The following is a 26,040-nucleotide window of genomic DNA, read 5'->3' on the forward strand; positions in this document are numbered from 1 at the left end:
TTATTTTAATTAATATTTATAGAAATGACTTTTGATGTACTTATAGAAATTCCAAAGGGAAGCAGAAACAAATATGAATACGATTTTGAATTAAAAAAAATACGTTTTGATCGTATGCTTTTTTCTTCTATGATGTATCCAGCAGACTATGGATTTGTTCCAGAAACTCTTGCTCTAGATGGCGATCCGCTAGATGTTTTAGTTTTGGTTACAGAACCTACTTTTCCAGGATGTGTTATGGAGGTCAAACCTATTGGGGTTTTCCATATGACTGATGAAAAAGGTCCTGATGAAAAAATTATTTGTGTTCCTGTAAGCGATCCTGTTGCTAGTAAATTTGAAGATTTAAGTGATTTAAACCCACACTTGGTTTTAGAAATAGAACATTTCTTCAAAGTGTATAAGGATTTAGAAAAGAAAAAAGTTGATGTTGGTGGTTGGGGTAATGTAAATGAAGCTAAAGAAATTGTTTTAGCTTGTGAAAAAAGATTCGAAGAGAGTGATATTCCTTCGCAAGAAGTATCAATAAAGTAACTAAAATTTACAATATTTAAAAGCAGCATCAAAAAATGCTGCTTTTTTTATGGGATTAATTTTTTTTCATTTAGTTTTAACAAAATTTTTAATTAAAATCTATGGAATCAAATGTTATTTTCATTCCTATCATCCTTTCAGTGATAGGTCTATTATTTATGGTAGTTAAAATGTTTTGGGTAAAGAAACAATCACCAGGCAACGCCAGAATGCAGCAAATTTCTAAAAGTATTAAAGAAGGTGCGCTTGCTTTCCTAAACGCAGAGTACAGACTTCTGTTGGTTTTTGTTTTAATAGCTTCAATTGCATTATTTTTTGTTTCTCAAGCTGTAGAAACCACAAGTTGGTTTATTATCCCAGCGTTTATAGTTGGTGCTTTCTTTTCAGGATTAGCTGGAAATATAGGGATGCGCGTAGCAACAGATGCCAATGCAAGAACGGCTGAAGCAGCAAAAACAAGTTTGCCACAAGCCTTAAAAGTTTCTTTTAGTGGAGGAACAGTTATGGGGCTTGGAGTTGCAGGTCTTGCAGTTTTAGGACTAAGTCTTATCTTTTTATTTCTAATGGGTCAGTTTTTAGTAGAAGGTAGTGGAAAATTTTATGAAGAAATGACAATAGTTTTAGAAGCTCTAGCTGGATTTTCGCTAGGAGCAGAATCTATTGCATTATTCGCTAGAGTAGGTGGTGGTATTTATACAAAAGCAGCAGATGTAGGGGCTGATTTGGTCGGTAAAGTAGAAGCTGGTATCCCAGAAGACGATCCAAGAAACCCTGCTACTATTGCAGATAATGTAGGCGATAATGTTGGCGATGTAGCTGGAATGGGAGCAGATTTGTTTGGGAGTTACGTAGCTACTGTTTTAGCAGCGATGGTACTTGGAAATTATGTTATTAGAGATATGTCCACATTAACTCAATTTACAGATAATTTTAATAATATGGGCCCAATATTACTACCGCTTGTAATAGCAGGTGTTGGGGTTTTAGCATCAATCATAGGAACATTTTTTGTTCGAATAGGGAGTAATGAAGCAAAAGAAGCAACTGTTCAACGTGCTTTAGATATAGCCAATTGGTCATCAATTATTTTAACTGGTATTGTTACTTGGTTTTTAATACAATGGATGCTTCCCAATACCATTAATATGGATTTCTTTGGTGAAGGCTTAAAAGAAGTTCCGTCAAGGCATGTTTTTTACGCATGTTTAATTGGTCTTGCTGTTGGTGCATTAATTTCAATGGTAACGGCATATTATACGAGTTTGGGTAAAAAACCTGTACTAGATATCGTCAAGAATAGTTCCACCGGGGCTGCAACCAACATAATAGCTGGTTTAGCAGTAGGTATGAAGTCTACTTTTTGGTCGGTTTTATTATTTGCTGCTGCTATTTATGGTTCGTACGCCTTAGCTGGGTTTTATGGTGTAGCTCTAGCTGCATCAGCTATGATGGCTACAACTGCTATGCAATTAGCAATCGACGCTTTTGGACCAATTGCAGATAACGCAGGAGGTGTAGCTGAAATGAGTGAATTAGATGAAAAAGTTAGAGAACGTACAGATATTTTAGATTCTGTTGGTAATACAACAGCTGCTGTGGGAAAAGGTTTTGCTATTGCATCTGCAGCTTTAACTGCTCTTGCTTTGTTTGCTGCTTATGTTACTTTTACTGGTATTGAAGGTATTAATATATATAAAGCAGATGTTTTAGCTATGCTTTTTGTTGGTGGTATGATTCCAGTTGTGTTTTCAGCTTTAGCAATGAAATCTGTTGGAAAGGCTGCTATGGAAATGGTAAAAGAAGTTCGAAGACAATTTAAAGAAATTCCAGGCATAATGGAAGGCACAGGGACTCCAGAATATGCAAAATGTGTTGATATTTCAACTAAAGCAGCTTTAAGAGAAATGATTTTACCTGGTTTAATTACCATAGTTACGCCAATTTTAGTGGGATGGATTTTTGGAGCTGAGCCATTAGGAGGTTACATGGCTGGGGTTTGTGTTTCTGGTGTGATGTGGGCTATTTTTCAGAATAATGCTGGAGGAGCTTGGGATAATGCTAAGAAATCTTTTGAAGCTGGTGTAGAAATAGATGGAAAGATGCAATATAAGGGAAGTGAAGCACACAAAGCTGCTGTTACCGGAGATACTGTTGGAGATCCATTTAAAGATACTTCAGGACCATCAATGAATATTTTAATTAAACTAACTTGTTTGGTAGGTTTAGTAATCGCTCCGGTTTTAGGTCATCAAGACGATAAAGGTACTAGCGATAATGATTTTAATGAGAAAAATCAAATAGAAGTTACTATCGATGAATCAAATCATCGTGCTGCTTTGCAAGATGTAAATTAGTAACTCCATATATAAAGGAAAAGCCAACTGCTTAAAGTTGACTTTTCCTTTTATATTTCATATAATAAGTATAGTATTGAAATTAAAATAATTTAAAGCTTACAAAACCTAATTTCAGGTGTTATATGGATTTAATTACTTCATTTATAGACTACATTGAGAGTGAAAAGAAATACTCCAAACACACTATATTGGCTTATCAAAAGGATGTTTTGCAATTTAAGTCTTTTGTAGAAAACGTTTTTGATGAAACTAATCTGGCTGATGTAAAATATACTTTTATAAGAAATTGGATCATTTACTTAAAAGAAAAAGGTCTTGAAAATAATAGTATAAACCGAAAAATATCTACACTACAGCTATTTTATAAACACTTATTAAAGTCTAATGTAATAGAAGTTTCACCACTTGTAAAACATAAATCTTTAAAAGCTGGTAAAAAAGAAGAAATTCCCTTTTCAGTTTCAGAAATAGAAAAAGTGTTGGGCTTATTTGGTGATGACTTTGCGTCTATACGAGACAAATTGATAATTGAATTGCTCTATTCTACAGGAATGAGACGAGCAGAACTTGTCGGTTTGACTGAAAATTCGTTTAATCAAGAAAACTTACAATTGAAAATTTTAGGGAAAAGAAATAAAGAGCGGATAGTGCCCTTACTGCCAAAAGTAGTTAGCTTAATTGAAAAATATTTAAAACTTAAAAAAAACTTTTCCGTAACATCTGTTTCTTTTTTTGTAAAGGATTCTGGAGAACCAATCTCAGATAATTTCGTTTATCAAGTTGTAAATAAAGCTTTTGCAAACGCATCAACAAAATTAAAAAAGAGTCCTCATATTTTAAGACATAGTTTTGCCACACATTTATTGAATAACGGAGCTAATTTAGCTGAAGTCAAAGATTTATTGGGCCATACTAGTCTTGCTTCAACACAGGTTTATACACATAATAGTATAGCTAAATTAAAGGCATCACACCAAACAGCACATCCTAGAAATAAAACTTAAAAAGGTATCATTAAATTTTAAAATAAAAAAGTAAAAAAAATAAACAAAAAGTTTTTTTATAACAAAATAAAGTATCTATATTTGCAATCCGAAAAATAAGGCATGTAAATGTAATTGCCGATGTAGCTCAGCTGGCTAGAGCAGCTGATTTGTAATCAGCAGGTCGTGGGTTCGAGTCCCTCCATCGGCTCTAATTTTTCGATACGTTCTTTTGGGGAGATACTCAAGCGGCCAACGAGGACAGACTGTAAATCTGTTGGTTTTCACCTTCGCAGGTTCGAATCCTGCTCTCCCCACTGTAAATAGCAAACATCATTAAGATGTATTAAAAATGCGGGAGTAGCTCAGTTGGTAGAGCGTCAGCCTTCCAAGCTGAATGTCGCCGGTTCGAACCCGGTCTCCCGCTCTAAGTAGCAGAATTGAAGTTTGCTTTTATTCTGCCGACGTAGCTCAGGGGTAGAGCGCTTCCTTGGTAAGGAAGAGGTCACGAGTTCAATTCTCGTCGTTGGCTCAAGTGAAGAAAAAGTCACAGGGGATTTGCTACCTTGTTGGCTTCAATTGTTGTTTAAAATAAACACTAATATATAACTAAGATTAAATAATTAATTATGGCAAAGGAAAATTTTGATCGTTCCAAACCACACCTTAATATAGGTACTATTGGACACGTTGATCACGGTAAAACAACTTTAACGGCTGCAATTACTAAAGTTCTTGCAGATAAAGGTTATTCAGAAGCTTCTGCTTTTGATCAAATTGATAACGCTCCTGAAGAAAAAGAGCGTGGTATTACCATTAATTCTTCTCACGTTGAGTATCAAACAGAAAATCGTCACTATGCGCACGTTGACTGTCCAGGTCACGCGGATTACGTGAAAAACATGGTTACTGGTGCTGCTCAAATGGATGGTGCTATTTTAGTGGTTGCTGCTACTGATGGTCCTATGCCGCAAACTAGAGAACATATCTTGCTTGGTCGCCAAGTTGGTATCCCAAGAATTGTTGTTTTCTTGAATAAAGTAGATCTAGTTGACGATGAAGAGTTGTTAGAATTGGTTGAAATGGAAGTGAGAGACTTGCTTTCTTTTTATGAATATGACGGGGATAATGGTCCTGTAATTTCTGGTTCTGCATTAGGTGCTCTTGAAGGAGATGCTAAATGGTCTGAAACTGTTATGGAATTAATGGATGCTGTTGATAGCTGGATTGAATTACCACAACGTGACGTTGAAAAAGATTTTTTAATGCCAATCGAAGATGTGTTTTCAATTACAGGTCGAGGTACAGTAGCTACGGGTCGTATTGAAACGGGTGTTGCTAATACTGGTGATCCTGTAGATATTATAGGTATGGGTGCTGAAAAGCTTAAATCAACTATAACTGGTGTTGAAATGTTCCGTAAAATATTAGACCGTGGAGAAGCTGGAGATAATGTTGGTATCTTGTTAAGAGGTATTGAAAAATCTCAAATTTCTCGTGGTATGGTAATTACAAAGCCTGGCTCTGTAACTCCACATGCTAAATTTAAAGCGGAAGTATATATTCTTAAAAAAGAAGAAGGTGGTCGTCATACACCATTTCATAACAACTATAGACCGCAATTTTATGTAAGAACAACTGACGTAACAGGTACAATTAACTTGCCTGATGGTGTAGAAATGGTGATGCCTGGTGATAATTTAACTATTACGGTTGAACTTTTACAGCCTATAGCAATGAATGTTGGTTTGCGTTTTGCAATTCGCGAAGGTGGACGTACAGTTGGAGCTGGACAGGTTACTGAAATTTTAGATTAATTTCAATTTATAAATAAATTCTGATTGGGGTGTCTAACAAGACGCCTCAATTAGTATTTACGGGTTTAGCTCAGTTGGTAGAGCACTGGTCTCCAAAACCAGGTGTCGGGAGTTCGAGCCTCTCAACCCGTGCAAGTAAAATTAATTAGCACGTTTCGAGAAGTTTATCCTGTATGATGTAAAAATCAAGTCAAAGGAAGCTTAACAATCCATGCAAAATCGAATAACAATGGCAAATATTACTAATTACATCTCAGAGTCATTTAGCGAGCTTAAAAACAACGTTACCTGGCCAACTTATGCAGAAGGACAAAAATTGATGCTCATTGTCGCAGTCTTTTCAATTTTGTTTTCGCTTGCCATTTGGGGTGTCGACGAAGTTTTTAGTAGCGCAATTAGACAATATTTTAACTGGGTTAAATCTTAATTATGTCTGATACTAGCATCAAAAAATGGTATGTTGTTCGTTCGGTTAGTGGACAAGAAAATAAAGTAAAAGATTATATTGAGAAAGAAATATCTCATGAAGGTCTTTCTGATTTTATAGACGAGATTCTTGTTCCTACGGAAAAAGTGGTTCAAATCCGTAATGGCAAGAAATATAATAAGGAAAAAGTATATTTTCCAGGCTATATTATGATTAATGCGGCTTTGGAAGGTGAAGTTGCTCATATTATCAAAAATATAAATGGAGTTATAGGATTCCTAGGTGAAACAAAAGGAGGAGATCCGGTTCCTTTGAGAAGATCTGAAGTTAATCGATTATTAGGTAAAGTAGACGAACTTTCAACGCAAAAGGAAAATGTCGCTATTCCATTTACCGTAGGAGAGTCTGTTAAAGTTGTAGATGGTCCTTTTAATACATTTACTGGTGTTATTGAAGAAGTAAATGAAGAAAAACGTAAGCTTAAAGTCATGGTAAAGATATTTGGTAGAAAAACACCAGTTGAATTAAGCTATATGCAAGTAGAAAAAATTTAATTGTTACACTTTTATAATAGTTGGTTTCTCAGCTTCCATTTGAAATCAACACAATAAATTAAACAAAATGGCAAAAGAAATTAGTAAGGTTGTAAAGCTGCAAGTTAAAGGTGGCGCTGCTAATCCTTCACCACCAGTTGGTCCAGCACTTGGTGCTGCTGGTGTAAATATCATGGAATTTTGTAAGCAATTCAATGGTAGAACACAAGATAAAGCTGGAAAAGTTTTACCTGTTGTTATAACAGTGTACAAAGACAAATCGTTCGATTTCGTTATTAAAACACCACCAGCTGCTGTTCAAATTATGGAAGCAGCCAAAATTAAAAAAGGTTCAGGTGAACCTAATAGAATGAAAGTAGCCAGTATAACTTGGGATCAGGTAAAAGTAATAGCAGAAGATAAAATGCAAGATTTAAATGCATTTAAAGTAGAATCGGCTATGAAAATGGTTGCTGGTACTGCACGTTCTATGGGTATTAATGTAAAGGGCAATGCTCCTTTTTAATTAAAGAATTTTAAAAATGGCAAAAATCACTAAAAAGCAAAAAGAAGCAAAAGCTAAAATAGATACATCAAATCTCTATTCTGTAGCTGAAGCTTCTGCTTTAGTAAAAGATACTAGTTCTGCTAATTTCGATGAGTCTATCGATTTAGCAATTAGATTAAATGTAGACCCAAGGAAAGCTAACCAAATGGTTAGAGGCGTGGTTACACTTCCACACGGAACAGGTAAAGTTGTTCGTGTTTTAGCATTGGTAACTCCAGATAAAGAACAAGAAGCAAAAGATGCTGGAGCTGATTTCGTTGGTTTGGATGAATACCTAGAGAAAATTAAATCTGGGTGGACCGATGTAGATGTTATTGTTACTATGCCTGCTGTTATGGGTAAGCTTGGGCCTTTAGGAAGAATCTTAGGACCAAGAGGTTTAATGCCTAATCCTAAAACAGGTACGGTTACCATGGATGTTGCAAAAGCAGTATCTGATGTTAAAGGTGGTAAAATTGACTTTAAAGTCGATAAAACAGGAATCGTTCATGCATCTGTTGGTAAAGCATCATTCGAAAACGAACAAATTGCAGGAAATGCAAGGGAGCTTCTTAATACCATCGTAAAGTTAAAACCATCGGTAGTTAAGGGAACTTATATAAAAAGCATTAATATATCATCAACAATGGGACCTGGTATTTCTATAGATACGAAAAGGTTTACTGAGCAATAATTTAGGATTATGACAAGAGAAGAAAAATCACAAGTAATACAAGATTTAACTGCCCAGTTAGCTGAAACACCTAACATTTATTTAGCCGATATCTCTGGTTTAAACGCAGAAGATACTAGTAAGTTAAGAAGAGCTTGTTTTAAGGCTAACATAAAGTTGATGGTAGTTAAAAACACTTTACTGTCTAAAGCAATGGCTTCGTCAGATAAAGAGTTTGGAAATCTTCCAGATACATTAAAAGGTAATACTTCTATAATGTTATCTGAAACAGGAAATGGCCCTGCTAAAGTCATTAAAGATTTCAGAAAGAAAAATGATAAACCATTGCTTAAAGGAGCTTATGTAGAAGAAGCTATCTACGTAGGAGACGATTATCTGGAGACTCTGTACAACATTAAGTCTAAAGATGAAGTTATTGGAGATATCATCGGATTGCTTCAATCGCCAGCTAAGAATGTTATATCCGCATTAAAATCAAGCGGAAACAAACTTTCTGGTATATTGAAAACTCTTTCTGAAAAAGAATAAGTAACACACTAAATTAATTATAAATAACAAAATTTTTTAAAAACGATAGAAATGGCAGATTTAAAAGAATTCGCAGAACAATTAGTTAATCTTACTGTAAAAGAAGTAAATGAATTAGCTGATATTTTAAAAGAAGAGTACGGAATTGTGCCAGCTGCTGCTGCAGTAGCTGTTGCAGGTGGAGCCGCTGCAGGTGGTGAAGCTCAAGAAGAGCAAACTGAATTTGACGTAATCTTAAAAGCTCCAGGTGGGTCTAAGTTAGCAGTTGTTAAACTTGTTAAAGAGTTAACTGGACTTGGTCTTAAAGATGCTAAAGGTTTAGTAGATGGTGCACCAGCTCCAGTTAAAGAGGGTGTATCTAAAGATGAAGCAGAATCTTTAAAATCACAATTAGAAGAAGCAGGAGCTGAAGTTGAGCTTAAGTAAGCTCTTCTGTAGATAATTTATAAGGTTTAGGCCCTCAGAATTTTATCTGATGGTCTAGACCATTTTGCGTATTTATACGCCACAATGTTTTTAAACATTATTTTTTTAGTTAATTTTGTAGTAAAGAGCTATTTAGCTTAATTAATGCATTAAATTCTTCCTTAGATGTTAGCAACGCAAAACGAACGCTTTAGTTTTTCAACAGTTACCAACAAGCCTGATTATCCAGATTTTCTTGATATCCAAGTAAAATCATTTAAAGATTTTTTTCAGCTTGAAACAAAAACCGTTGAAAGAGCAAACGAAGGTTTATATAAAACCTTCAAAGAAAATTTTCCTATTACAGATACAAGAAACCAATTTGTATTAGAATTTATCGATTACTTTATAGACCCTCCAAGATATTCCATCCAGGAATGTATTGAACGTGGTTTAACATACAGCGTGCCCCTAAAAGCCCGCTTAAAACTTTATTGTACAGATCCAGAACATGAAGATTTTGAAACAATTGTACAGGATGTTTATTTAGGAACTATTCCTTACATGACTCCGAGTGGTACTTTTGTTATAAATGGAGCAGAACGTGTGGTAGTCTCTCAATTGCACAGATCACCAGGTGTATTTTTTGGTCAATCTTTTCATGCAAATGGAACTAAATTATATTCTGCAAGGGTAATTCCTTTTAAGGGTTCTTGGATAGAATTTGCTACCGATATTAACAGCGTTATGTACGCTTATATCGATAGAAAGAAAAAATTGCCGGTGACTACCTTATTTAGAGCTATTGGTTTTGAGAGAGATAAGGATATCTTAGAAATATTCGATCTAGCTGAAGAAGTTAAAGTTTCCAAAGCAGGTTTAAAGCGTGTTTTGGGAAGAAAGCTTGCTGCTCGTGTACTGAATACATGGTATGAAGATTTCGTAGATGAAGACACAGGAGAAGTAGTTTCTATTGAAAGAAATGAAATTGTACTTGATCGAGATACTATCTTAGAAAAAGAACATATTGAAGATATTATCGAGACGGGCTCCAAAACAATATTGCTTCATAAAGAAGATAATTTAACGGGAGATTACGCGATTATTTACAATACATTGCAAAAAGATCCTACTAACTCTGAAAAAGAAGCAGTAGAACATATATACAGACAATTACGTAATGCTGAACCGCCAGACGAAGAAACAGCACGTGGTATTATTGAAAAATTATTTTTTAGTGATCAACGTTATAATCTTGGTGAAGTTGGCCGTTATAGAATGAATAAAAAGTTAGGACTTGATATCGAAATGGATAAAAAAGTTTTAACAAAGTTAGATATTATCACGATTATTAAATATTTAATCGAATTGGTAAATTCTAAAGCTGAAGTAGATGATATAGACCACTTGTCTAATAGACGTGTAAGAACTGTAGGCGAACAACTTTCGCAACAATTTGGTGTTGGTTTATCTCGTATGGCTAGAACTATTCGTGAACGTATGAACGTACGTGATAACGAAGTTTTTACGCCTATTGACTTAATTAACGCAAAAACTCTTTCATCTGTAATCAATTCCTTCTTTGGTACCAATCAGCTTTCTCAATTTATGGATCAAACCAATCCAATTGCTGAATTGACCAACAAACGTAGATTATCTGCTTTAGGCCCAGGTGGTCTATCGAGAGAACGAGCAGGCTTCGAAGTACGTGATGTACATTACACTCACTACGGTAGACTATGCCCTATTGAAACTCCCGAAGGTCCGAACATTGGTTTGATATCTTCTATGTCTGTTTATGGTAAGGTGAACAGTATGGGGTTCATCGAAACACCTTATAGAAAGGTTGAAAATGGAAAAATTAATTTCGATGAAAAACCTATTTACCTTTCTGCTGAAGAAGAAGAAGGCAAATTAATTGCACAGGCTAATATTGATATAGCAGAAGATGGAGCCATTAAAGCAGAGCGAGTAATTGCTCGTATGGAAGGTGATTTTCCAGTTGTAGATCCTAAAGAAGTAAATTACATAGATGTAGCTCCAAACCAAATATCTTCCATATCTGCATCATTAATTCCATTTTTAGAACACGATGATGCAAACCGCGCACTTATGGGATCGAATATGATGCGACAAGCAGTTCCATTGTTAAGAGTAGACTCTCCAATTGTAGGAACCGGCTTAGAAAGAAGAGTAGCAAAAGATTCACGTGTTTTAATTAATGCTGAAGGCAACGGAGTTGTTGAATACGTAGACGCTGAAAAAATTGTAATTAAATACGATAGGACTGAAGAAGAAAGAATGATAAGTTTTGAATCTGACTCAAAAACTTACGAGCTTATTAAATTCAGAAAAACTAATCAAGGCACATCTATAAACCTAAAACCAATTGTTAGTGTTGGAGATCGTGTAGAAGAAGGCCAAGTTCTCTGTCAAGGCTATGCAACTGAAAAGGGCGAATTAGCATTGGGTAGAAATATGAAAGTTGCTTTCATGCCTTGGAAAGGATATAACTTCGAAGATGCAATCGTGCTTTCTGAAAAAGTAGTAAGAGACGACATCCTTACTTCTATTCACATCGATGAGTATTCCTTGGAAGTTAGAGATACTAAATTAGGAAATGAAGAGCTAACTGCAGACATCCCTAATGTATCAGAAGAAGCAACTAAAGATTTAGATGAAAATGGTATGATTCGCATAGGAGCTGAAATTAAGCCTGGCGACATATTAATTGGTAAAATTACTCCAAAAGGAGAAAGCGACCCTACACCAGAAGAGAAACTTTTAAGAGCTATTTTTGGAGACAAAGCTGGGGATGTTAAGGATGCTTCACTAAAAGCTTCACCTTCGCTTAACGGAGTAGTTATCAATAAAAAATTATTCTCTAGAGCAATAAAAGATAAACGTGCTAGAGCTAAAGATAAGCAAGAAATAGACCGATTAGAAAGTAAATATGCTGTTAAATTTGAAGAACTGCGTAGCGTATTAATCGATAAACTTTTTGCACTTGTAAATGGTAAAACTGCACAAGGTGTAATGAACGATTTAGGTGAAGAAGTTTTACCTAAAGGAAAGAAATACACCCTGAAAATGTTAAACTCAGTTGACGATTTCTCTCACCTTACACAAGGTACTTGGACCACAGATGATGACTTAAATGGCTTAGTAACCGATTTACTTCACAATTATAAAATTAAATTAAACGATCTTCAAGGAAACTTAAGACGTGAAAAATTTACGATAAGTGTTGGAGATGAGTTACCATCTGGTATTTTAAAATTAGCTAAAATTTATGTTGCTAAAAAACGTAAATTAAAAGTTGGTGATAAAATGGCTGGACGTCACGGTAACAAAGGTATTGTAGCTAAAATAGTTCGACAAGAAGACATGCCATTTTTAGAAGATGGAACTCCTGTCGATATTGTTTTAAATCCACTTGGTGTACCTTCTCGTATGAATATTGGTCAAATTTATGAAACTGTTTTAGGTTGGGCTGGGCAAAAATTAGGGCGCAAGTTTGCAACTCCAATTTTTGATGGCGCAACTATAGACCAAATAAATTCACTAACCGACGAAGCAGGAATTCCAAGATATGGTCATACTTATTTATACGATGGTGGAACTGGAGAACGTTTTGACCAGCCAGCAACAGTAGGTGTGATATATATGTTGAAGCTAGGACACATGATTGAAGATAAAATGCATGCACGTTCAATTGGTCCATATTCATTAATAACACAACAACCCCTTGGTGGTAAAGCACAGTTTGGTGGTCAGCGTTTTGGTGAAATGGAAGTTTGGGCGCTTGAAGCTTATGGAGCTTCAAGTACATTACGCGAGATTTTAACTGTAAAATCAGACGACGTAATCGGTAGAGCTAAAACTTACGAAGCAATCGTTAAAGGAGAACCGATGCCAGAACCTGGCATTCCAGAATCGTTTAACGTATTAATGCACGAATTGAAAGGTCTTGGATTAGACTTAAAATTAGAAGAGTAAAGTCTTGCCGCAGCTTGTGTTGCGGCATTACTTCTTATATTACAAAATTTAGATTAATTCTTTAGCAAACTTGTACTATGGCAAGAAATAATGAAAAGGATACCCAAAAGAGATTTAATAAAATCTCTATCGGTTTAGCTTCACCAGAGCAGATTTTAAGCGAATCTCGAGGAGAAGTTTTAAAACCAGAAACAATTAACTACAGAACCCACAAGCCAGAGCGCGACGGCCTTTTTTGCGAACGTATCTTTGGTCCCGTAAAGGACTACGAATGTGCTTGTGGTAAATATAAAAGAATTCGATACAAAGGTATTGTATGCGATCGCTGTGGAGTTGAAGTAACTGAAAAAAAAGTACGTAGAGAACGTGTAGGTCACATTAGTTTAGTGGTGCCTGTAGCGCATATTTGGTACTTCCGCTCTTTACCTAACAAATTGGGTTATTTACTTGGTATCCCGTCTAAAAAATTAGACATGATTATTTACTACGAAAGATATGTAGTAATTCAACCAGGTGATGCCAAAAATGAAGAAGGTGAAGCACTTCAAAAAATGGATTTCTTAACAGAAGAAGAATACCTAAATATTTTAGATAGTCTTCCACAAGAAAACCAGTATTTAGATGATGAAGACCCAAATAAATTTATCGCTAAAATGGGTGCAGAATGCCTTATCGAAATATTGAAGCGACTAGATTTAGATGAACTTTCATACGATTTAAGACACAAAGCTAACAACGAAACTTCTAAGCAACGTAAAACTGAAGCTTTAAAACGCCTACAAGTAGTAGAATCTTTAAGAGATTCAAAAAATAATCGTGAAAATAATCCTGAGTGGATGATTATGAAAGTAATCCCAGTTATACCACCAGAATTAAGACCATTAGTTCCACTTGATGGTGGCCGATTTGCTACATCAGATTTAAACGATTTGTATAGAAGAGTTATTATCCGTAACAATCGTTTAAAACGATTAATGGAAATAAAAGCTCCTGAAGTAATTTTACGTAACGAAAAACGTATGTTACAAGAATCTGTAGATTCTCTTTTCGATAATACACGTAAATCTTCAGCTGTAAAAACAGATTCAAACCGACCTTTAAAATCACTTTCAGATTCTTTGAAAGGTAAACAAGGTAGATTTAGACAAAACCTATTGGGTAAACGTGTAGATTATTCTGCTCGTTCTGTTATTGTTGTTGGTCCTGAACTAAAAATGTTTGAATGTGGTTTGCCAAAAGATATGGCTGCTGAACTTTACAAACCATTCATTGTTCGAAAATTAATCGAACGTGGAATTGTTAAAACAGTAAAATCTGCTAAAAAAATAATAGATAAAAAAGAACCAGTAGTTTGGGATATTCTCGAAAACGTTCTTAAAGGACATCCAGTTTTATTAAACCGTGCTCCTACACTTCACCGTTTAGGAATCCAAGCTTTTCAGCCTAAATTAATCGAAGGGAAAGCAATTCAGTTGCATCCTTTAGTTTGTACAGCTTTTAACGCGGATTTTGATGGTGACCAAATGGCAGTTCATTTACCTCTTGGCCCAGAAGCAATTTTAGAAGCACAATTATTAATGCTTGCTTCTCATAATATTCTAAATCCAGCTAATGGTTCGCCTATTACTGTTCCATCTCAAGATATGGTCCTTGGTTTATATTATATGACCAAAGAACTTAAAACAACTAATGAACATAAAGTTTTAGGTGAAGGCTTAACATTTTATTCTGCAGAAGAAGTGGAAATTGCTTACAACGAACGTAAACTAGAACTTAATGCAGCAATTAAAGTAAGAACAAAAGACTTTAATGAAGAAGGAGAACTTGTAAATAAAATTATGGAAACCACTTGTGGTCGTGTTTTATTTAACAAATATGTACCAGAAGCTGTAGGTTACATAAATCAAGTTTTAAATAAAAAAGCGCTAAGAGATGTTATTGGAAAGGTGCTTAAAGTAACTAATGTTCCAGAAACTAGTGCATTTCTTGATAGTATTAAATCTCTTGGTTATGAATTTGCATTTAAAGGTGGTTTGTCGTTTTCATTAGGAGACATTATTATTCCAGAAGAAAAACAATCACTTATTGATGATGCTAACGAACAAGTTTCAGGTGTTGTAGCTAACTATAACATGGGTCTTATTACCAATAACGAACGTTATAACCAAGTTATTGATATTTGGACAGCAACAAATGCAAACCTTACTGAACTAGCAATGAAGCGAATTACAGAAGATAAACAAGGATTCAATTCTGTGTTTATGATGTTAGATTCTGGTGCTCGTGGCTCTAAAGAACAAATTAGACAGCTAACAGGTATGCGTGGATTAATGGCTAAGCCTAAAAAATCCACTTCAGCAGGTGGCGAAATTATTGAAAACCCAATTCTTTCTAACTTTAAAGAAGGTTTATCAATTTTAGAATATTTTATTTCAACACACGGTGCGCGTAAAGGTCTTGCCGATACGGCACTTAAAACTGCCGATGCTGGTTACTTAACTAGACGTTTAGTAGATGTTTCTCAAGATGTTATTGTTAGAGAAGAAGATTGTGGAACATTGCGAGGTATCGAAGTAACTGCGCTTAAGAAGAATGAAGAAGTTGTTGAAACTTTAGCAGAAAGAGTTGTAGGTAGAACTTCATTGAATGACATTGTAGACCCAATTTCACAGGAGTTAATTGTGGCAGAAGGTCTTGAGATTTCAGAAGACGCTGCAAGTAAAATTGAAGCATCTGTCTTAAACTCTGTTGAAGTACGTTCGCCACTAACTTGTGAATCTAAAAAAGGTATTTGTGTTAAATGCTATGGTAGAAATTTAGCTACTGGCAAAACTGTTCAACGTGGTGAAGCAGTAGGTGTTGTAGCTGCACAATCTATTGGAGAACCAGGTACTCAGCTTACCTTAAGAACTTTCCACGTAGGTGGTATTGCAGGTAACATTTCTGAAGAAAATAAACTTGAAGCTAAGTTTGAAGGTATTGCAGAAATAGAAGATTTAAAAACCGTAAAAGGCAAAGATAACGACGATAAAGATGCTGAAATTGTAATTTCAAGAACTTCCGAAATCAAAATTGTTGATAAAAAATCTGGAATCGTTTTAAGTACAAACGTTATTCCTTACGGTTCGCAATGCTTTGTGAAAAATGGCGATAAAATTAAACCAGGCGATGTAATTTGTAAGTGGGACCCATATAATGGTGTTATTATTTCAGAATTTGCTGGTCAAATTGAATTTGAAAACATTATTCAAGGTCAAACTTATTCGGTTGAAAGTGATGAACAAACTGGATTCGAAGAAAAAGTGATTATAGAATCTAAGAATAAACGTAAAATCCCTACACTACATATCTTAGATAGAAGTGGAGAGAAACAACGCTCTTATAATCTGCCTGTTGGTGCTCACTTAATGGTTAACGACGACGAAAAAATAAACATAGGTAAAGTGCTAGTTAAAATACCTCGTAAATCTTCTAAAGCAGGAGATATTACAGGTGGTTTGCCACGACTTACCGAATTGTTTGAAGCGAGAAACCCTTCTAATCCTGCAGTTGTAAGTGAAATTGACGGTGTAGTTTCTTTTGGAAAAATTAAACGAGGTAATCGCGAAATTATCGTAGAGTCTAAACTTGGTGAAATTAAAAAATACTTGGTTAAATTATCAAATCAAATTCTTGTTCAAGAAAATGATTATGTTAGAGCAGGTATGCCACTTTCTGATGGATCTGTTACCCCAGAAGATATCTTAAATATCAAAGGACCTAGTGCTGTACAACAGTACTTAGTAAACGAAGTGCAAGAAGTATATCGTTTACAAGGTGTTCAAATTAACGATAAGCACTTCGAAGTAGTCGTAAGACAGATGATGCGTAAAGTTAAAATTAAAGACTCTGGAGATACTATCTTCTTAGAAAATCAATTAATCCATAAAGAAGACTTTATAGAAGAGAATGATAATATTTATGGCAAAAAAGTAGTAGAAGATGCAGGCGATAGCATTAATCTTAAGCCAGGACAAATTGTTACCTTACGTGAATTGAGAGACGAAAACTCTTCATTAAAACGAGAAGACAAACAACTTGTTCAAGCAAGAGATGCTGAGCCAGCAACAGCTACCCCGATTTTACAAGGTATTACAAGAGCTTCACTTCAAACTAAGTCATTTATCTCTGCTGCATCATTCCAAGAGACTACAAAAGTTTTAAATGAAGCTGCTGTAAGTGGTAAAGTAGATCGCTTAGAAGGCCTCAAAGAAAATGTTATTGTAGGACACAAAATCCCTGCAGGAACTGGTCTTAGAGAGTTCGATAATATTATTGTAGGTTCTAAAGAAGAAATGGATTCTATGCTAACTGGTGTAGAAGAAACCAAAGTGAATTTTAATTAATTAATTTATGAGCGACCAAAAAGAAAATAAGCAGAAAAAGCTAAACATTCAATTAGATGATGAAACTGCTCAAGGAAAGTACAGTAATTTGGCTATCATTAATCATTCAGTTACAGAGTTTGTTTTAGATTTTGTAAATGTAATGCCTGGTACTCCTAAAAGCAAAGTTCAGTCTAGAATAATTCTTACTCCACAGCATGCAAAACGATTGCTTAAAGCTTTGAATGATAACATTCATCGTTTTGAAAATGCGAATGGTAAAATAGAAGAACAAGAAAAGCATAGTATTCCGCTTAATTTCGGTCCAACTGGTCAAGCTTAACAACAAAAACTCGGTGAAAACCGAGTTTTTTTAATACCAAAGTGTCATTTGTAACTTCAGTGTTGTGAATGACACTTTGGCATTTTTAGGTAACTGGCAATGCTTTTGATTATTAGTTATAAAATTGTATAAAATGTCTGAAAATAATACTATAGATAAAGAAAAGGCTGGAGCTGAAGAAAATCAAAACTCTACTAAATCAGCTAACCAAAGCGATGAAAACCAAGTTAAAGATGAAGTTTCTGAAAATGAAAACACTAAGCATTCTGATGCTACAGAGCAATTGAAAGAAGATACAGAGGACAACAAGGCTAAGGAAGATGCAACTGAAGTTAAAGAAGAGCAAGAATTAACAGTTGAAGAAAAATTAAAGTTAGAAGTAGACGTGCAGAAAGATAAATATTTGCGTCTTTTCGCTGAATTTGAAAATTATAAACGCAGAACAAGTAAAGAGCGCCTTGAGCTTTTTAAAACTGCAGGCCAAGAAGTTATGCAATCTATGCTTCCAGTAATTGATGATTTTGATCGTGCTCTAAAAGAAATTTCAAAATCTGATGATAAAGATGCTGTTAAAGGTGTTGAATTAATATATTCCAAATTAAAGGATACTTTAAAGGCAAAAGGACTTGAAGAAATGTCAGTAAAAATTGGAGACACTTTTGATGGAGATTTGCATGAAGCCATAACGCAAATTCCAGCACCAGAAGAGAAGCTTAAAGGTAAAATCATTGATATTGTAGAAAAAGGTTATACCCTAGGTGAAAAAATAATTCGTTATCCAAAAGTGGTAACGGGTAAATAATTTAGAAAAAATAATATGAGTTCTAAACGAGACTATTACGAAGTATTAGGTGTTAGCAAAAATGCAACTGCAACTGAAATTAAAAAGGCATACAGAAAACTAGCTATCAAATACCACCCTGACAAAAATCCAGATAATGCTGAAGCTGAAGCTAAATTTAAACAGGCAGCCGAAGCTTACGAAATCTTGAGCAATCCACAAAAAAAGGCTAAATACGATCAGTTTGGTCATTCCGCTTTTGATGGTTCCGGCGGTTTTGGCGGCGGAGGTATGGATATGGATGACATTTTTAGTCAGTTCGGTGATATCTTCGGCGGTGGTGGCTTCGGTGGTTTTGGTGGCTTTGGCGGAGGTCAACAACGACGACATGCCAAAGGAAGCAACTTAAGAATTAGGGTTAAGTTAAAACTTAAAGATGTTGCAAAGGGCGTGGAGAAGAAGGTTAAAGTTTCTAGAAAAAAACAAGCTAACGATACAACCTATACAACTTGTTCTACCTGTAATGGTTCTGGACAGGTTACTAAAATTACTAACACTATTTTAGGTAGAATGCAAACTGCAACTACTTGTGGTACTTGCAGTGGTAGCGGTAAACAATTAGATAAGCGTGGTAAAGGAACTGACGCTCATGGATTAAAAATTGAAGAAGAAACAGTAAGTATAAAAATCCCTGCTGGAGTAGAAGACGGAATGCAAATGAAGGTTCCCGGTAAGGGTAACGAAGCCCCAGGTGGCGTTGCAGGAGATTTAATTGTTTTAATAGAAGTTGAAGAAAACAATAGTCTACAAAGAGATGGAGAAAATTTACACTACGATTTATATGTAAGTTTTGCAGATGCTGCTTTAGGTGGAAGCAAAGAAATTGAAACCGTTGATGGAAAAGTTCGCATTAAAATTGAACCAGGGGTACAAAGCGGTAAAATACTAAGATTACGAGGCAAAGGCTTACCTAAACTAAACGCTTATAACTCTGGAGATTTGTTAGTTCATATTAATGTATGGACACCTAAAGCTCTATCAAAAGAACAAAAAAACTTTTTCGAAAAAATGAAAGATGACTCAAATTTCATACCTGACCCACAAAAATCTGATAAGTCATTTTTTGAAAAAGTCAAAGATATGTTTTCATAGTGTTCGTTATTAACACTAAATTATATATATTTGAACATCGCTCATAAGCGATGTTTTTCTTTTTCATAGCAATTTTTTCCCATCCTAGGCTAGCCAAGGGTGGGTTTTGTTTTATTAAAAACCCTGCAAGATTTTTTAAATCTTGCAGGGTTTAATTTTTTATTTAATTTCAATTTAAAATTTACTTTTGCTCAGCATATTTTTTCTTATAACGCTCATACAATTCAGTTTGGTGTGTTTCTAAACTTATTTCACGCCCATTAATAAAAGCATGCGTTAAAATGTTACCCATCATATCTAAGGCATCGCCTTCACTAATAAATAAAGTGGCGTCTTTACCTACTTCTAAACTACCTACTTGTTTATCTATTCCTAGAATTTTTGCGGTGTTCAAAGTTATAAGTTGTAAAGCTTCTTCTTTTTCTAAACCGTGCGCAACTACTGTACCAGCATAAAATGGTAGATTTCTCGCATTCATGCGCTCCATTTGTCCACTGTTTTCTAATCCTACTAAAACACCAGCTTCATGAAGAAGCCTAGGCAACTTGTATGGTAAATCGTAATCGTCGTCATCTGCTTCAGGAGTTTCATGTACACGAGCAACTAAAACAGGTACTTGATGCTCTATTAATTGGTCGGCTACTTTATGAGCATACTTCCCACCAACTAGTACAACATTTTTAAGACCTAATTCGGATTTAAAATGTAAAGCATCTAAAATATCTTTTTCAGCATCGGTATGGATATACAGTTTTTGCTCTTCATTAAATAACTTTTGCATTGCACCTATAGGTAAGTTTAATAAAGCTTCTGGCTGATTTGCAAAAGCTTTAGCTTGCTTAAAAAAGCTGTAGATTTCTTGCACTTTCTCGTCGTATTTTTCATCGGCTTTGTAACCTACCTTAGGATCATACCAAGCTCCTTTTTTTACAAAACGCTTTGGCCAATTTAAATGAATTCCATCATCTTTTTTTACTATGGCATCTTCCCAATTCCAAGCATCTAATTGAACTATAGAAGATGTTCCAGAAATTTGGCCACCTCGTGGTGTTACTTGTGCCAATAAAACTCCGTTAGGGCGCATACTTTCTACAACCTTGCTTTCGGTATTGTAAGCGATGATACTACGGATGTGCGGTAAAAAACTTCCTACTTCATCTTCGTCGTCGCTGGCACGGACTGCATCAATTTCTACTAATCCCAAAGTTGAATTTGGAGCGATAAAACCAGGATAAACATGTTTGTCTTCTGCATAAATTACTTGTGCATTAGATGCATCTAGATTTTTTTCTTCGGCAGAAGCTACTACAGTTAGTTTGCCACTTTTAAAAGCAATAACAGAATTTTCTATAACTTCTCCATTGCCTAAATGTGCGGTTGCACCAATAATAATAATTTCTTGGCTTTGTGCTGGAGCTGGTGTTTGTTGTGCATAACTTAGTATTCCAACTAAAAATGCGCAGATATATAACGGTATAAATTTCATAATTTTAATTTTAGTGGTGGTGTTGCGTTTCTGTGAATTCTCCATCTAAAAAGCTGTCCATAGAGTTACAATGTAATTCGCGTTCTTTCTTTTTTACAACTGCTTGCGTTTTCATGCCGCTATTTTTAGCTTTTAATAACTCAGCAATAAGTTTCGCTCGTTCTTCTTTTAAAGCTTTGCGTTGTTTTTTGTCTTCTTCTAAATCAAAATAAATTACACCACCAATTAAAGTTTTTTCTGCTTTAGCATAAATAGAAAGCGGATTATGCGTCCAAAGTACTAAATCTGCTTCTTTTCCTTCTTTTACAGAACCTACTCGGTGGTCTATGTGTAACAGTTTAGCTGGGTTTAAAGTTACCATCTTCCATGCATCATCAGCATTCATTCTGCCATATTTCATGCTTTTTGCAGCTTCTTGATTTAATCTTCTAATCATTTCGCCATCGTCAGAATTAATTGCTGTAACTACACCTTCGTTATGCATTAAAGCTGCATTATAGGGTATCGCATCGTTAACTTCATATTTGTAAGCCCACCAGTCGCTAAAAGTCGAACCGCCAGCACCGTGTGCTTTCATTTTATCGGCTACTTTATAACCTTCTAAAATATGCGTAAAGGTATTTACTGTAAAACCAAACTGATCGGCTACTTTCATTAACATATTAATTTCACTTTGTACATAAGAGTGACATGAAATAAAGCGTTCACCATTTAAAATTTCCAGTAAAGTTTCCATTTCGTCATCAAAACGATATGGTTTTCCAGAAGCTTTTAATTCGCCATAAGCTTTAGCTCTCGAAAAATAATCTATAAAAACTTGCTCAACGCCCATTCGGGTTTGTGGAAAACGAGTTCGGCTACCCCAGTTGGATTGCTTCACGTTTTCACCCAAAGCAAATTTGATAAATTTTGGGCTGTCTTCGTAAATCATATCTTTTGGCGACGCGCCCCATTTCATTTTTAAAATAGCCGAACGACCACCAATTGGATTGGCAGAACCATGCAAGAGTTGAGTGGTTGTAACTCCACCGGCCAAAGCACGATAAATAGAAATATCATCTGGATTTACTACATCTTCCATTGTTACTTCTGCAGAAGAATTGTGACCACCTTCATTTACAGAACTTGCCGCAATATGCGAATGCTCATCAATAATTCCAGCGGTTAAAAATTTATCGGTTCCATCGATTATTTTTGCTTTTTTATCGCTTAATGATCTCCCTATTTTATAAATTTTTCCATCGCGTAATAAAACATCGGCATTTTTTAGTGTACCAACATCTTCACCTGTAATTATAGTTGTATTTTTAATTAAAATGCGCTCTGGATTTGGTTTAGGTGAAGTCTTACCAAAGGCAATATTTGGAAATGTAATTTCACTTACATAAGTATCGTTTTCTGTTTTGTTTTCTGAAGCTTTATCTTTTTCAGTTTTATCTAAATTGTCAGTTTTTTCATTTTTTTCAGTCTCTTTTTTAGAAGCTATAAAGCTTGTTTCATCTCCATTAAACAAAATTACTTTCCCTTTAATTTCAGTTGAAGCATCTGGAACGTAGGCACTAAAACGATTCATTTTAGTTGAAGCTGAGTCACTTTCAGTAAGCATAAAATTTAACCAGTTTTTCTCAAAAGCAATCTTAGCTCCTAATTTTAAACTGTCTTTTTTGGCTTCTAAACTATACTTACCCGATTTGTTTTTAATGTTGATTTCAATTTTTTTATTCTGAAAATTTAAGGTGTAATCTCCTTCAATTTTAGGTAAATCATCATCTTTAATAATGTTTCTTTTTCCTTGAATCCAGTTTTCATATATGTTCGATTCTTTATCGAATACATTTCCAGATGTAATAATGAAGTTAGCGGCCATTCCGTTTTTCAAGCTACCAACTTGGTTTTCCATGCCTAAAATTTGAGCGGGAACTTCGGTTAGTGCACGCAAGGCAATTTTTTCGTCCAAACCTTTTTCAATTGCAATTTGAATTTTTTTATGAAGCGCTTTAGGCGATTTTAATTCTGCTGAAGTTATGGCGAATTCTATACCAGCTTCTGCTAAATGTTGTAAATTACGTGGGGCGTGTTGCCAGTGTTTCATTTCTTCTAAACTGACGTAATTTGCCATAAATGGATCTTCTACATCGTAAGCATCTGGGAAATTAACAGGTAAAATTAATCTTGCATTGGTGGCTTTAATTTCGTTAATGCGTTTGTACTCATCTCCACCACCCACAATAGTATATTGAATGTTGAATAAATCGCCAACATTGTCTGCTCTTAACACATTTAAGTAATCACCTGCATGTATAATTTGTGGTAGATTTCGTTGCTCTAACAAAGCTTCTAAGGCTAAATCCTTTTCACTCATGTTTCCTTTTGCATACCAATTCGCATCGTTGTAGGTTTGGCGCAGAAGTGCCGTCATCCCCATTATAGAACTGGGATAAGATTGGCGTGTTTGTTTGCTTCTCGAAAATCCTAGATATTGAGCAGTTTTGTTATTTACAATGGTTTTATTGGTGTTGCTTTCGTCTTCTGTTAACGCAACAAGCATTGAAGTTCCTCGAATTACACCGTCTTGTAAATGCGTGTTAACCATTCCAAAACCGGCTTCTCGTAGGTTTTTGGCAGATTTTTCATCAAAATTGAAGTAATCTACAGCATGTTGTTCTGGCCTAATATGATCGTTCCAATAATAGCCTTTTCGGTTGGCTTCGTATTGTGCGCCCGAAGATACTCTTTTTATATCCTGCATTCCAAAGTTGGAATATAAATCTATAAATGAAGGATAAATGTGCTTGCCGTTTAAATTAAATACAATTGCGTTTTCAGGGATTTCAACCGATTTTCCAATTGCTAAAATTTTTCCTTTTTGAATAACTAAGGTAGCATTTTCAATTGTTTCGTTTGCATTTACATGAATAATTGCTTCAGTAAAGGCAACAGGATTTGAGTCGGTTATTTTTACACCTAAGTTGGTTGGGAAATAATCCTGAGACCAAAGCGAAGCTGAAAAGCAAAACAATATGAGTAAAAATAGTTTGCGCATAAATTAAAGATTTCAAATTTGGACTAAAATAAGATAAAATGGTTTAATGATAAGGTTAATGAAAATATTGTATTCAAACTCTTTAATAAACATGGGATTTATGAAATTGTAGTTTAAAATTTGCTTGATTGTGGCTGCGAAATTTGAAGAACTTGGTTTCACAACTTATTTTTATTATTTGATTTGGATTTAAAAAGGTTAACTACTAAAGGTAAAACAAGTAGAATTCCCACAATCAAAAAGAAAACATAGATGTAGATTTCAATATTATTAAAATAACGAAACTTACTTAAATTTCCACTCATAATTACAATAATCAATCCACTAACTCCAAGGATTATTTTAGTGGTTGATGGTGTTTTATTCATGCACTAATTCTAATAAAATAAAGATTGTTTTATAGTATGTACTTTTCAGGCCTTTGTCTTTTAGTTTCAATTTTTTCAAATAAATAAGTCAATTTTAAAAGTAATTCTTCTTGATTTGGTTTTCCAATAAAAGTCAGACCTTGTGGTTCACCCGTATTTTTATAACCCATTGGTACAGTAATTGCTGGATATTTTGCAACTGCTGCTTGTCCTGCGTGGTAATTATTAATAGATAAAATCGCATCAAGTTGATGGCTTTTAAAATGGGTTTCAAAATATGTTTTTCCTGCATTTAGTAAGTTAATCCGAACAGAATCTACTTGTTCATCACTTAAATTTTGTGCTAATATTCCATCTAACCTTGCTTGTCCATAAGGTATATAATTTATAGAATCTGTTTTGTTAAATTCCACTACATCTTTTACATTTTCAGACGTTTTCGGTTTAGTTTTAAATTCTTTAAAATAGGAAGCTAAGTCTCTTTTCATATCTCCGTTTAGCAATTCTAAAAAACCACTAAAATCCATATTTTCTGGCGAAATTAATTCAATGTGAAATCCATCTTCTTCAAGCTTAATTACGGTTTCTCGGTATAAAGAATCTTCCATAAGCGATTCAATAATTCCTAATCGAATTTGATTTGGAGCTTGTATTTCTTATTCAAGATGAAGTTTAAATTCACTATTTTTATTTTGCATAGCATCATACAAAATAAAATTGTCTAAGGTGTTTTTAGTAATGGGTCCTGGGGTGTCTAATGTGCTCGAAATTGGTATAATTCCATCTTGGCTTAAACTTCCTAAAGTTGGTTTTAAACCTACTACAGATTGCTGACTAGAAGGAGATAAAATAGAACCAGAAGTTTCGGTTCCAACTGCGCCAACAGCATAATTTACAGCCGTACTTACAGCGCTTCCTGAACTAGAGCCGCCAGTGTCGAATTTTCGAATTCCGTAAGGATTTAATGTTTGACCACCAACTGCAGAATACCCATTAGGGCAACCAGCACATAAAAAATTAGCCCATTCACTAAGGTTTGCTTTTCCAAGGATAATTGCTCCATTCGATTTTAAATGTTTTACAATTGTTGCGTCTTCTTTGGGTTGATGATCAATTAAAAAAGCCGCTCCAGCAGTGGTTTTTATGTTTTTTGTGTTGATGTTGTCTTTCAATACAATTGGCATCCCAAAAATAGGATGTTGTTTGTTGGCTTTGTTTTTGTCCAACTTTTCAGCTTCTTTAACAGCATTTGGATTTACACTAATAATTGCATTTAAACTTAAGTCTGCATTGGTTTCAGTAATCACAATTCTGTATAAATACCATTGGGTTAATAATTTATAAGAAATTTTATCAGCTTCAATAAATTCTTGAATTTCGGCAATGCTTTTTTCAAAAACAAAAGGAGCGATTTTTTTATAGGTATCTTCAGTAAAATTTTCCAGTTGTGGTTGCACTACATTCAGTAAATCGTTTTTATCGCTGATTTTAGATTGTATGAGTTTATAACGAAGACTTGGGTTTTCATTTTTTTGACTTTCTTCAATCAATTCCGTTTCATCATAAGCTTGCCATTTGTTGAATGATGGATATGTTTTTTCTTTTTTACAAGCTAGTAATAAAGTGGCTAAGCAAATAATTGCTATTATTTTTTTGTTTTTCATCTTCAAATGAATTTA

19 protein-coding genes and 5 tRNA genes are annotated in these 26,040 nt (G+C 34.6%); 20 read left to right on the plus strand and 4 right to left on the minus strand.

Annotated features, from left to right (window positions below):
• Positions 1–24: 24 nt before the first annotated feature.
• The 20 genes from IEV63_RS11635 to dnaJ all read left to right on the plus strand — a co-directional run bounded on the left by IEV63_RS11635 (position 25) and on the right by dnaJ (position 19,464).
• Positions 25–534 carry an inorganic diphosphatase gene (locus IEV63_RS11635; RefSeq protein WP_188406994.1) on the plus strand — a complete coding sequence of 170 codons (510 nt, stop codon included), beginning with the start codon at positions 25–27 and terminating at the stop codon, positions 532–534.
• A 101-nt stretch (positions 535–635) separates the two neighbouring features.
• A complete protein-coding gene (locus IEV63_RS11640) occupies positions 636–2,888 on the plus strand; it encodes a sodium-translocating pyrophosphatase (RefSeq protein ID WP_188406995.1) in 2,253 nt (750 codons plus the stop codon).
• Between the two features lie 125 nt (positions 2,889–3,013).
• Positions 3,014–3,895 carry a tyrosine-type recombinase/integrase gene (locus tag IEV63_RS11645; protein ID WP_188406996.1) on the plus strand — a complete coding sequence of 294 codons (882 nt, stop codon included), beginning with the start codon at positions 3,014–3,016 and terminating at the stop codon, positions 3,893–3,895.
• 116 nt (positions 3,896–4,011) lie between these two features.
• Positions 4,012–4,085, plus strand: a tRNA-Thr gene (locus IEV63_RS11650).
• 23 nt (positions 4,086–4,108) lie between these two features.
• Positions 4,109–4,191: transfer RNA gene (locus IEV63_RS11655), tRNA-Tyr, on the plus strand.
• Positions 4,192–4,228: 37 nt separating this feature from the next.
• Positions 4,229–4,301 (plus strand) — tRNA-Gly (locus tag IEV63_RS11660).
• Positions 4,302–4,334: 33 nt separating this feature from the next.
• Positions 4,335–4,406: transfer RNA gene (locus IEV63_RS11665), tRNA-Thr, on the plus strand.
• A 97-nt stretch (positions 4,407–4,503) separates the two neighbouring features.
• Positions 4,504–5,691: an elongation factor Tu gene (tuf, locus tag IEV63_RS11670; RefSeq protein ID WP_188406997.1), complete on the plus strand. Its 1,188-nt coding sequence runs from the start codon at positions 4,504–4,506 to the stop codon at positions 5,689–5,691.
• Between the two features lie 59 nt (positions 5,692–5,750).
• A tRNA-Trp gene (locus tag IEV63_RS11675) sits at positions 5,751–5,823 on the plus strand.
• Between the two features lie 97 nt (positions 5,824–5,920).
• Entirely contained in the window at positions 5,921–6,118 is a 198-nt protein-coding gene (gene secE, locus IEV63_RS11680; RefSeq protein ID WP_188406998.1) for a preprotein translocase subunit SecE, read from the plus strand.
• A gap of 2 nt (positions 6,119–6,120) precedes the next feature.
• Positions 6,121–6,672 carry a transcription termination/antitermination protein NusG gene (nusG, locus tag IEV63_RS11685; RefSeq protein ID WP_188406999.1) on the plus strand — a complete coding sequence of 184 codons (552 nt, stop codon included), beginning with the start codon at positions 6,121–6,123 and terminating at the stop codon, positions 6,670–6,672.
• Between the two features lie 67 nt (positions 6,673–6,739).
• Entirely contained in the window at positions 6,740–7,177 is a 438-nt protein-coding gene (gene rplK, locus IEV63_RS11690; RefSeq protein ID WP_188407000.1) for a 50S ribosomal protein L11, read from the plus strand.
• A gap of 16 nt (positions 7,178–7,193) precedes the next feature.
• Positions 7,194–7,892 (plus strand): 50S ribosomal protein L1, encoded by a 699-nt coding sequence (gene rplA / locus IEV63_RS11695; protein WP_188407001.1) that lies wholly within the window; start codon positions 7,194–7,196, stop codon positions 7,890–7,892.
• A gap of 9 nt (positions 7,893–7,901) precedes the next feature.
• Entirely contained in the window at positions 7,902–8,420 is a 519-nt protein-coding gene (rplJ, locus tag IEV63_RS11700; protein ID WP_188407002.1) for a 50S ribosomal protein L10, read from the plus strand.
• A gap of 51 nt (positions 8,421–8,471) precedes the next feature.
• Positions 8,472–8,846 (plus strand): 50S ribosomal protein L7/L12, encoded by a 375-nt coding sequence (rplL, locus tag IEV63_RS11705; RefSeq protein ID WP_188407003.1) that lies wholly within the window; start codon positions 8,472–8,474, stop codon positions 8,844–8,846.
• A gap of 165 nt (positions 8,847–9,011) precedes the next feature.
• Complete coding sequence (gene rpoB / locus IEV63_RS11710) at positions 9,012–12,824, plus strand: DNA-directed RNA polymerase subunit beta (RefSeq protein ID WP_188407004.1); 3,813 nt, start codon at positions 9,012–9,014, stop codon at positions 12,822–12,824.
• A 77-nt stretch (positions 12,825–12,901) separates the two neighbouring features.
• Positions 12,902–17,209 (plus strand): DNA-directed RNA polymerase subunit beta', encoded by a 4,308-nt coding sequence (rpoC, locus tag IEV63_RS11715; protein ID WP_188407005.1) that lies wholly within the window; start codon positions 12,902–12,904, stop codon positions 17,207–17,209.
• Between the two features lie 7 nt (positions 17,210–17,216).
• Positions 17,217–17,531, plus strand: coding sequence for a DUF3467 domain-containing protein (locus IEV63_RS11720; RefSeq protein WP_188407006.1), 315 nt, complete (start codon positions 17,217–17,219; stop codon positions 17,529–17,531).
• A 133-nt stretch (positions 17,532–17,664) separates the two neighbouring features.
• The gene (locus IEV63_RS11725; RefSeq protein ID WP_188407007.1) at positions 17,665–18,333 is read left to right on the plus strand and encodes a nucleotide exchange factor GrpE; all 669 of its coding nucleotides are present in this window, start codon (positions 17,665–17,667) and stop codon (positions 18,331–18,333) included.
• A gap of 15 nt (positions 18,334–18,348) precedes the next feature.
• A complete protein-coding gene (dnaJ, locus tag IEV63_RS11730) occupies positions 18,349–19,464 on the plus strand; it encodes a molecular chaperone DnaJ (protein ID WP_188407008.1) in 1,116 nt (371 codons plus the stop codon).
• A gap of 181 nt (positions 19,465–19,645) precedes the next feature.
• On the opposite strand, the gene IEV63_RS11735 is transcribed toward dnaJ, so the two are convergent.
• The 4 genes from IEV63_RS11735 to IEV63_RS13020 form a co-directional block, all read right to left on the minus strand.
• Positions 19,646–20,950: an amidohydrolase family protein gene (locus IEV63_RS11735; protein WP_188407009.1), complete on the minus strand. Its 1,305-nt coding sequence runs from the start codon at positions 20,948–20,950 to the stop codon at positions 19,646–19,648.
• 10 nt (positions 20,951–20,960) lie between these two features.
• Complete coding sequence (locus IEV63_RS11740) at positions 20,961–23,993, minus strand: amidohydrolase family protein (protein WP_188407010.1); 3,033 nt, start codon at positions 23,991–23,993, stop codon at positions 20,961–20,963.
• Positions 23,994–24,390: 397 nt separating this feature from the next.
• Positions 24,391–24,969 carry an amidase gene (locus tag IEV63_RS13015; RefSeq protein WP_229737242.1) on the minus strand — a complete coding sequence of 193 codons (579 nt, stop codon included), beginning with the start codon at positions 24,967–24,969 and terminating at the stop codon, positions 24,391–24,393.
• 48 nt (positions 24,970–25,017) lie between these two features.
• Positions 25,018–26,025 (minus strand): amidase family protein, encoded by a 1,008-nt coding sequence (locus tag IEV63_RS13020; RefSeq protein ID WP_229737243.1) that lies wholly within the window; start codon positions 26,023–26,025, stop codon positions 25,018–25,020.
• Between the last annotated feature and the right edge of the window lie 15 nt (positions 26,026–26,040).

Origin of the sequence: Psychroflexus salis (assembly GCF_014640175.1) — a bacterium.
GTDB lineage: Bacteria > Bacteroidota > Bacteroidia > Flavobacteriales > Flavobacteriaceae > Psychroflexus > Psychroflexus salis.